Origin of the sequence: Streptomyces sp. NPDC056160, from assembly GCF_042268205.1 — a bacterium.
Lineage (GTDB): Bacteria > Actinomycetota > Actinomycetes > Streptomycetales > Streptomycetaceae > Streptomyces.
This window is the reverse complement of sequence record NZ_JBHJUW010000249.1, coordinates 1-6,674: the sequence shown is the minus strand read 5'-3', so window position 1 is coordinate 6,674 and position 6,674 is coordinate 1. Positions and strand designations below refer to the sequence as shown.

Annotated in this window: 8 protein-coding genes; 3 read left to right on the top strand and 5 right to left on the bottom strand. The window is 69.8% G+C overall.

What is annotated here, in order from left to right:
* Nucleotides 1-22: 22 nt before the first annotated feature.
* From pucL to ACFC02_RS41010, 5 genes are all read right to left on the bottom strand, one after another.
* Nucleotides 23-958 carry a factor-independent urate hydroxylase gene (pucL, locus tag ACFC02_RS41030; protein ID WP_376367881.1) on the bottom strand — a complete coding sequence of 312 codons (936 nt, stop codon included), beginning with the start codon at nt 956-958 and terminating at the stop codon, nt 23-25.
* A gap of 8 nt (nt 959-966) precedes the next feature.
* On the bottom strand, nt 967-1,368 hold the full coding sequence (gene uraH / locus ACFC02_RS41025) for a hydroxyisourate hydrolase (protein WP_376367879.1): 402 nt from the start codon (nt 1,366-1,368) through the stop codon (nt 967-969).
* Between the two features lie 32 nt (nt 1,369-1,400).
* Nucleotides 1,401-1,910 (bottom strand): 2-oxo-4-hydroxy-4-carboxy-5-ureidoimidazoline decarboxylase, encoded by a 510-nt coding sequence (uraD, locus tag ACFC02_RS41020; protein ID WP_376367877.1) that lies wholly within the window; start codon nt 1,908-1,910, stop codon nt 1,401-1,403.
* A gap of 143 nt (nt 1,911-2,053) precedes the next feature.
* The gene (locus ACFC02_RS41015; protein ID WP_376367875.1) at nt 2,054-2,416 is read right to left on the bottom strand and encodes a helix-turn-helix domain-containing protein; all 363 of its coding nucleotides are present in this window, start codon (nt 2,414-2,416) and stop codon (nt 2,054-2,056) included.
* Nucleotides 2,413-2,664, bottom strand: a complete 252-nt coding sequence (locus tag ACFC02_RS41010) for a hypothetical protein (RefSeq protein ID WP_360972757.1) — start codon at nt 2,662-2,664, stop codon at nt 2,413-2,415. Before ACFC02_RS41010 ends, ACFC02_RS41015 begins: the two co-directional genes overlap by 4 nt.
* Before the next feature lie 170 nt (nt 2,665-2,834).
* Here ACFC02_RS41010 and ACFC02_RS41005 point away from each other — a divergent pair, with 170 nt between their 5' ends.
* From ACFC02_RS41005 to ACFC02_RS40995, 3 genes are all read left to right on the top strand, one after another.
* The gene (locus ACFC02_RS41005) at nt 2,835-3,674 is read left to right on the top strand and encodes a TIM barrel protein (RefSeq protein WP_376367873.1); all 840 of its coding nucleotides are present in this window, start codon (nt 2,835-2,837) and stop codon (nt 3,672-3,674) included.
* Between the two features lie 42 nt (nt 3,675-3,716).
* On the top strand, nt 3,717-4,607 hold the full coding sequence (locus ACFC02_RS41000; RefSeq protein WP_376367871.1) for a 2-hydroxy-3-oxopropionate reductase: 891 nt from the start codon (nt 3,717-3,719) through the stop codon (nt 4,605-4,607).
* A 240-nt stretch (nt 4,608-4,847) separates the two neighbouring features.
* Nucleotides 4,848-6,311, top strand: coding sequence for a catalase (locus ACFC02_RS40995; protein ID WP_376367869.1), 1,464 nt, complete (start codon nt 4,848-4,850; stop codon nt 6,309-6,311).
* Nucleotides 6,312-6,674 lie beyond the last annotated feature (363 nt).

Sequence of the window (6,674 nt, the reverse complement as noted above, 5' to 3'; positions counted from 1 at the left end):
GGCCGGTGGCGCGCGTCCCGCGTCAGAGGTTGGTCATGTCGACCGGAATGAGCTGCTCGGCGCCGTCGCGCAGGATGGTGGCCTCGATCAGGCCGTAGGGGCGGTCGGCGGCGTAGTAGACGGCGCCGTCCTTGGCCTCGTTGTCGATCCCGAAGGGCGACAGGTCCGAGCGGAAGTGGTGCTTGTTGGGCATCGAGAAGCGGATCTCGTCGACCTCGTCGCGGGAGTTCAGCACCCGCACACCCATCTCGAAGAGGGTCTGCTGGAGCGAGTACGAATAGGTCTCGGCGAACGCCTGCAGCGCGTGCTTGCGCACTCCGCTGTACGAGCGGTCCCAGTCGGGGGCGTGCGAGTCGATGCCGTCCCAGTTGTGCCGCCACCAGGTGGAGACGGTGGTGGCCAGGATGCGGTCGTAGTCCTCCTGGAGGGTGGTGTACTTGTCCTTCAGGAAGCCGAAGAACTCGGAGTTGGTCGAGTTCAGGACGGTCAGGTCCTTGAACCCGGAGAGCACCTGGATGCCGTGGCCGTCGTAGGTGATCTGCGCGACGCGGGTCTCCTGGCCCTTGCGGACGAAGGAGTGGGCGATCTCGTCGGAGCCGACGAAGCGGGCGCCGCCCTTGGAGGTCTCGATCCGCTCCCAGCCGTACTCCTCGACGCGGATGCGGGCCTGGTGGATCGGCTCGTTGCCGTCCACGAAGTGGCGGGCGAGCTTGGCGCCGAAGTCCTCGGCGCTCTGGATCCCGTACTCCTTGGCGAAGGCGAACACCGTGTTCTTGGTGGTGTCGGTCGGCAGGACGTTGGCGTTGGAACCGCTGCGGTGGACCTCCTCCATGTCGCCGGAGAGGGCGACGGAGACGTTCAGGTCCTTGATGTGGTGCGTGTCGCCGTCACGCGTGATCTTGACGACGCGGTTCTCGGCCTTGCCGTACTGGTTCTGTCCCAGGACGAAACGGGTCATGGTGTCGGTCAGCTCCCTCGGTAAACGGAGTAGCCGAACGGGTTGAGCAGCAGCGGAACGTGGTAGTGCTCACCGGGCACCACCGCGAAGGCGATGGTGACCTCGGGGAAGAACACCGGCCGGCCGTTCTCGCTGTCCCGGAGCGCGGGGGCGTCCTGCTGGGCCGCGGCTTGTTTCTTGGCGAAGTACGTCTCGGTCTCGAACACGAGCCGTACGTGTGTGGTCCCCTCCGGCAGTGCCGGGAGGTCCTTGCACCGCCCGTCGGCGTCGGTCGCGGAGCCGCCGAGTGTCTGCCAGTCCGCTTTTGCGCCCGAACGGGCGGAGAGCTGGACGGCGACGCCCTCGGCGGGGCGGCCGGCACTGGTGTCCAGGATGTGCGTGGACACTGAGGCGGTGGTCTCGGTGCTCATGGTTTCCTCTTCGGGCGTCTTCGAGCGGGTGCTCAGGCGTCTTCGAGCAGGCGCGCGAGCCGGATACGGTTGATCTTCCCCAGCTCGGTGCGGACGATCTCCCGCTCCTGCTCCGGCGCGTTGCCGATCCGCTCCTTGACCGCGTCCCGCATCTGCTCGGCGGTCCTGCCGGTGGCGCAGATGAGGAACACATGGCCGAACTTCTCCTGGTAGGCCAGGTTCAGTTCGAGCATCTCCGCCTTGAGGTCCTCGGAGGCGCCGGCCATGCCGCTCTGTTCGCGGGCGGAGGTCGGGTCACCGGGCTTGGGGCGGCCGATCGGGGGGTGGCCGGCCATGGCCTGTGCGAGGTCCGCCGCCGTCAGCTCGGCCATGGCGGCGTCACTGGCGGCGTAGAGGTCCTCGGCACCGGCACAGGGACGAGCGGCGAGCAGTCGCTCGGCCCATGCCGTGGAGGCGCACGCCTCCAGGAGCGCGGAGCGGGCCGCGGCATCCGGGAGGGTGTTGAAGCGGGCGAGGCCCGACGGCGTGGAAGTCGTAGTCACGGGAGCCTCCGTGGCCGCGAACGGCCTGTGTGCTGAACGGGCTGCGGATAGCTAACGCCCTCCGAAACATCACGTCAACACTTTGTTGAAAAATCTGAGGAAACCCTGGAACACCCGCCCGCCCCGCTCTCGTTCCGGGCTGTTCAGCCTTCCTTCTCCCGGTTGAGGTAGTTGTAGACGGTGAAGCGGCTGACGCCCAGCGCGCTCGCCACGGTCTCCACCCCGTGCCGCACGGCGAAGGCGCCGCGCGCCTCCAGGACCCGTACGACCTCCTGTTTGGCCCTGCGGTCCAGGTCCGCGAGCGGCACGCCCCTGCGGCGCTCCATGGCGGCCAGGATGTGGTCGAGGGAGTCGGCGAGCTGGGGCAGGCGCACACCGACGGCGTCCACCCCGTCCCAGGCGAGCACGACGTCGTCGGGTCCGGCCTCGTCGGGCGGGAGCAGCTCGCCGCCGATCGCGTCGACCAGCGGCTTCACGGCCGCGATGAAGGGCTCCTGACCGCTCACCTATCACCCTCCCCGATCACGTTGACCTGGAGCGAGATCCGGGTGGCGCCGGCCTTCAGGCTCCTGCGCAGCAGGGCGTCCACGGCGCCGAGGACGGCGTCGGCGCCACCCTCGGCGGTGTTGCCGAAGGGGCCGACGTCCACGGCGTCCAGTTCGGCGGCCTCGACGACCTCGCGGGCCACCACCGCGTGCGCGGGCGCCTCGTCCAGGTCGAAGGGCTCGGTCGTGAACTCCACTCTCAATCGCACGCGCTCAACCTAACGCGCAAGGCCGGTTTTCGGGCGGTCTCGGGCGGCCCGAAGCCCGCCGGCCACCCGCCCCCTCTTGACAAGCTCCGACACCCGACGGCAATCTTCCAGTAAGCAGAAACGAACTTCCGTAATACGGAATTGCAAGAACGGAAGGGAGCGCGACCCCGATGGGATTCGCAGACCAGCGCTTCAACGTCAACCTGTCGATCCTCTTCACGGAACTCCCGCTCCTGGAGCGCCCCGCGGCCGCCGCCGCGGCCGGCTTCACCGCGGTCGAGCTGTGGTGGCCCTGGGTCGACGCCCCCACCCCCGAGCAGTCCGAGCTCGACGCCCTCAAGAAGGCGATCGAGGACGCGGGCGTCCAGCTCACCGGGCTGAACTTCTACGCCGGACAGCTCCCGGGCCCCGACCGCGGCGCGCTGTCGATCCCGGGCGCGGAGTCGGAGAGGTTCCGTGCCAACATCGACGTGGCCGTCGCCTTCGGCCGGTCGCTCGGCTGCACCACGTTCAACGCGCTCTACGGCAACCGCGTCGAGGGCGTGGACCCCGCCGAGCAGGACGCGCTCGCCCTGGAGAACCTGGTCCTGGCGGCCCGTGCCGTCGGCGCCGTCGGCGGCACGATCCTGATCGAGGCGCTGAACCAGCCCGAGTCGCCGCTGTGCCCGCTGGTGAGCGCGCCCGCCGCGATCGAGGTCGTGGACAAGGTGAACGCGGCCACCGGCCTCGGCAACGCCAAGTTCCTGATGGACCTGTACCACCTGTCGATGAACGGCGAGGACCTGCCGTCGGTGATCGAGCAGTACGCCTCGAAGACCGGCCACGTGCAGATCGCCGACAACCCCGGCCGCGGCGCCCCCGGCACCGGCTCCCTCCCCCTGGAGGAGCTGCTCGACCAGCTGAAGAAGGCCGGTTACGACGGCTGGGTCGGCCTGGAGTACAAGCCGGGCGACCGGCCGAGCGCCGAGGCCTTCGACTGGCTGCCGGCCGAGGCCCGCGCGGCCCGCTGACCTTCCGACACAGCACAGTTTTTTCAGAGAGGCACCCCTGTCATGAGCACTCTTCCCAAGGTTTCGTGGATCGGCCTCGGCATCATGGGCTCCCCCATGTCCGAGAACCTGATCAAGGCGGGCTACCAGGTCACCGGCTTCACGCTGGAGCAGGAGAAGCTGGAGCGCCTCGCCGCCGCCGGCGGCACCGCGGCCGGCTCGATCGCCGAGGCCGTCCAGGACGCCGACGTGATCATCACGATGGTGCCCGCCTCCCCGCAGGTCGAGGCGATCGCCTACGGCCCGGACGGCATCCTGGAGAACGCCAAGGCCGGCGCGCTGCTGATCGACATGTCCTCGATCACCCCGCAGACCTCGATCGACCTGGCCGAGGCCGCCGAGGACAAGGGCATCCGCGTCCTGGACGCTCCCGTCTCCGGCGGTGAGGCCGGCGCCGTCGAGGCCGTACTGTCGATCATGGTCGGCGGCGAGCAGGCCGACTTCGACCAGGCCAAGCCGATCTTCGACGCCCTCGGCAAGACCATCGTGCTGTGCGGTCCGCACGGCTCGGGCCAGACCGTGAAGGCGGCCAACCAGCTGATCGTCGCCGTGAACATCCAGGCGTGCGCCGAGGCCGTGGTCTTCCTGGAGAAGTCCGGCGTGAACCTCGCCGCCGCCCTGGACGTCCTCAACGGCGGCCTGGCCGGCTCCACCGTGCTGACCCGCAAGAAGGACAACTTCCTGAACCGGGACTTCAAGCCCGGCTTCCGCATCGACCTGCACCACAAGGACATGGGCATCGTCACCGACGCCGCCCGCAACGTCGGCGCGGCCCTGCCCGTCGGCGCCGTGGTCGCCCAGCTGGTCGCCTCGCTGCGCGCCCAGGGCGACGGCGGCCTGGACCACTCGGCCCTGCTGCGGGCCGTGGAGCGCCTCTCCGGCGCCCAGGTCTGACCGGGTGCTGTGACCGGGGAGGATCCGCCGGCCACAGCACCAGCCTGCCGGTCCCACAGCTCCGGGGGGACGCCGCCGCCGACACCTGTCCTGTCGCGCCCAGGCGGCGGCGTCCGCCCGGTCCGCCCCCGGCAGCAGCTCCGATCGGGAATTCAACAAACTGTTGACGTCCTGTTCGCCCAAACCTAGGCTCCACGAAGCGGAAACAAGTTTCCGCTGCCCCCGCATGGAAGGTCCACGATGTCGCAGCGCGTGCTCACGACAGAGTCCGGCGCCCCGGTCGCCGACAACCAGAACTCCGCCTCCGCCGGCGTCGGCGGTCCGCTCCTCCTCCAGGACCAGCACCTCCTGGAGAAGCTGGCGCGCTTCAACCGCGAGCGCATCCCGGAGCGCGTGGTGCACGCCCGCGGTTCCGGCGCCTACGGCCACTTCGAGGTGACCGACGACGTCACCGGCTTCACCCACGCCGACTTCCTGAACACGGTCGGCAAGCGCACCGAGGTGTTCGTGCGCTTCTCCACCGTGGCCGGCAACCTGGGCGCCGCGGACGCGGTGCGCGACCCGCGCGGCTTCGCGGTGAAGTTCTACACCGAGGAGGGCAACTACGACCTCGTCGGCAACAACACCCCGGTGTTCTTCATCAAGGACCCCATCAAGTTCCCCGACTTCATCCACACCCAGAAGCGCGACCCGTTCACCGGCAAGACCGAGCAGGACAACGTCTGGGACTTCTGGGCCAACTCCCCCGAGGCCACGCACCAGGTGACGTGGGTGATGGGCGACCGCGGCATCCCGGCCTCGTACCGCCACATGGACGGCTTCGGCTCACATACCTACCAGTGGACGAACGCCAAGGGCGAGGGCTTCTTCGTCAAGTACCACTTCAAGACGGACCAGGGCATCCGCTGCCTGACCAACGAGCAGGCCGCCGAACTGGCGGGCAGCGACGCGGACTCGCACCAGACCGACCTGCTCCAGGCGATCGAGCGCGGGGTGCACCCCTCCTGGACGCTGTACGTGCAGATCATGCCGGCGGCCGAAGCGGACAACTACCGCTTCAACCCGTTCGACGTGACCAAGGTGTGGCCGCACAGGGACTACCCGCTCAAGCGCGTGGGCCGCATGGTGCTGGACCGCAACCCGGACAACGTGTTCGCCGAGGTCGAGCAGGCCGCGTTCTCCCCGAACAACTTCGTGCCGGGCATCGGTCCGTCGCCGGACAAGATGCTCCAGGGCCGCATGTTCGCCTACGCGGACGCCCACCGCTACCGCCTGGGCGTCAACCACACCCAGCTCGCGGTGAACGCCCCGAAGGCGGTGCCGGGCGGCGCGAACAACTACGGCCGCGACGGCTTCATGGCGTCCAACGCCCAGGGCCGTGACGCCAAGAACTACGAGCCGAACTCCTACGACGGCCCGGTCGAGACCGGCCGCCCGCTGTCGGCCCCGCTGGCGGTCTCCGGGCACACCGGCACCCACGAGGCCCCGCTGCACACCAAGGACGACGACTTCTTCCAGGCGGGCGAGCTGTACCGCGTCATGTCGGAGGCGGAGCGGGAGCGGCTGGTCGCCACCATCGCCGGCGGCCTCTCGCAGGTCTCCCGCAACGACGTCGTCGAGAAGAACCTCGCGCACTTCCACGCCGCCGACCCCGAGTACGGCAAGCGTGTGGAGGCGGCGGTCCGCGCCCTGCGCGAGGACTGACCACGAGCCGCGTCCGGAGTCCTGACGGGGAGGTCGGGACCCGGACGCGCAACGCCCCGCGCGGGCGTCGGGCGACCCGGATGAGGGGTGGTCGCCGGACGGCCCGCGCGGTCAGGGCGAGGACCGCGGCGGCTGCGAGCCAGTGCGGTGGTGAAGGTCCCGGGACCGCCTTCTCGACCAGAGGGAAGGCCTCCCGGACCGTCGCACCCGCCGCGGTCCCAGCCCCCTGCCCCGCCCCGGCGGGGCCCCAGACCCCGTCCGGCGGCGCGAATGTCCTGTCGCGCCCAGTCTCGCGTCGTCGGACGGTCTCCACAACCGAACACCTCACCGGCCGGACGGCGCCGGATGCGGGCGGTCCCGCAT